The organism is Chamaesiphon sp. OTE_20_metabat_361, from assembly GCF_031364565.1.
On record NZ_JANLWO010000198.1, the window covers coordinates 1 to 1,823 of the forward strand.

3 protein-coding genes are annotated in these 1,823 nt (G+C 48.5%); 1 reads left to right on the forward strand and 2 read right to left on the reverse strand.

Features of this window, described 5'->3' with window-relative positions; translation table 11 throughout:
- Positions 1–178 (reverse strand): DUF3326 domain-containing protein (locus RMO35_RS05570; RefSeq protein ID WP_309739182.1); only part of this gene is annotated, 178 nt, incomplete at its 3' end.
- A 184-nt stretch (positions 179–362) separates the two neighbouring features.
- Positions 363–788 (reverse strand): fasciclin domain-containing protein, encoded by a 426-nt coding sequence (locus RMO35_RS05575; RefSeq protein WP_309739180.1) that lies wholly within the window; start codon positions 786–788, stop codon positions 363–365.
- A gap of 285 nt (positions 789–1,073) precedes the next feature.
- Here RMO35_RS05575 and RMO35_RS05580 point away from each other — a divergent pair, with 285 nt between their 5' ends.
- Entirely contained in the window at positions 1,074–1,748 is a 675-nt protein-coding gene (locus tag RMO35_RS05580) for a Coq4 family protein (RefSeq protein WP_309739181.1), read from the forward strand.
- The last annotated feature ends 75 nt before the right edge of the window (positions 1,749–1,823 follow it).

Sequence of the window (1,823 nt, forward strand, 5' to 3'; positions counted from 1 at the left end):
CATTGGGCATACTCCAGTACAATTGTGCCCCATTCATCACATTCGGATGGGTTATGAGTCGATCGCAGCTCGCCGCCACTGCTCTGGCGATCGGCAGCGCATCTCCAGCATACCCACCCATCGCGGCACCGATGCCAGTAGGGACGATCAGTGCAACTGTGTAAGGACGAATGGACATAAAAATTATTACCTTGAAAACGATCGAGAGCGGCTCTCTCTATAATCGGGTAAATGTTCGATCGATTCAACCTTTTGGGATGGGAGGTGGGAGATGGGAGATGGGAGATGGGGGACTAGGAGACGGGGAGACTGAGAGATAAATTTACAGCGAAGGTTGAGGATGGCTGAATTGGCGATCGATCTCAGTCGTACTCGTGTTCGAGGATGGCTGGCATTAGTACTGTGTCGATCGTATGGATGACGCCATTATCGGCGAGGATATCGGTTCGATCTACCAAGGCATCATTGATGTGGATCTTGCCGTTCGCTCGCTTGACGGCAAGAATCGAGCCTTCCATTGTCGGTGCTTCATCGATCTCTGCTAAATCCTCAGCTTGGACATTGCCCATGACGACGTGATACAGCACGATGCGTTTGAGCTTGGGGATATTTGCAAATAAGGCATCGCGCTCTGCCGATGGCAATTTCTCAAAAGCGGCATCCGTGGGTGCGACGATCGTAAACGAACCTTCACTATCGAGGGTATCTTCTAGTTCTGTTGCCTGAATTGCTTTTAGCAATATTTTAAAGTCACCAGATTTAGCAGCGGTTTCTAACAAATTAGCCATGCTTACTTAGATTCAAAATATAATGTACGCGCACTATCAACAAGATCCCCGATCGAGTCAGAAAATACATCGTCCAAAGGATATAGAGTGACTGTTTCGCCGATCGTTTGTGCTGTAGATACACTGTCAATCTTGAAATTTTCGGGCTAAAATATTGCAGTAATTGTCTGAATTAATACGGCGATTGCGATCGATGGCAGCAGCGAGTTGATATAATATGTATCGCGGTCGAGTACCGCTATAGAGCGGTAGCTCCCAAATAATATCGCTAGGAAATTTTTGGCTATGTCCGACATCCATTCAACATCACACTCACCACAATTACTGTTAGCCAGTGTCTTAGGGATGGTAGAAACTGGCGATGGTGATTTTGGGGCGATCGAACATTTGGCTTTCGCTAGCAGCGATCCTGAAAGTGTAGACTTAACGATCGAGCGACTATCACTCCATCCACAGGCAAAAAAAGCGTTTGCAAGTCGGACGCCATTGGCACCGATCGATCTGGCAAAACTCCAGCAGTTACCAACCAATACCTTGGGATATTGCTATGCCGCACACATGCTCGACAACCACCTCAAACCCTTACAGTCACCACCAGCCGCAACCGAGCGACAGTTTTTGGGCACGCATATTACCGAGACTCACGATCTCTGGCACACTGTTACTGGAAGTAAGACGGATATCTACGGCGAAATTCAGCTCGAAGCATTTTATGTCGCTCAGTTAGAGGTATCCAAATTTTGGCTGGCGTTACTGACTAAAAACCTGCTCAAGTCGTTACTTTACGATCTCGACGCGGCGACGAGCTACATGGAGGCAATTACCAACGGCTGGACGATGGGCAAAACAGCTCGCTCTTTATTTGGGGTAGATTGGGACGCTTTATGGGAAAAGCCGATCGATGAGGTACGTGCTAATTTAAATATTGTTGGCGTTGCTGAATTGAAGTATGAAGCATAGATTTTGGCCACACCCCCAACCCCTCACCCAAGCGTGGGAGAGGGGCGCCCGAGCCGCAGGCGAGGGCGGGGCAGA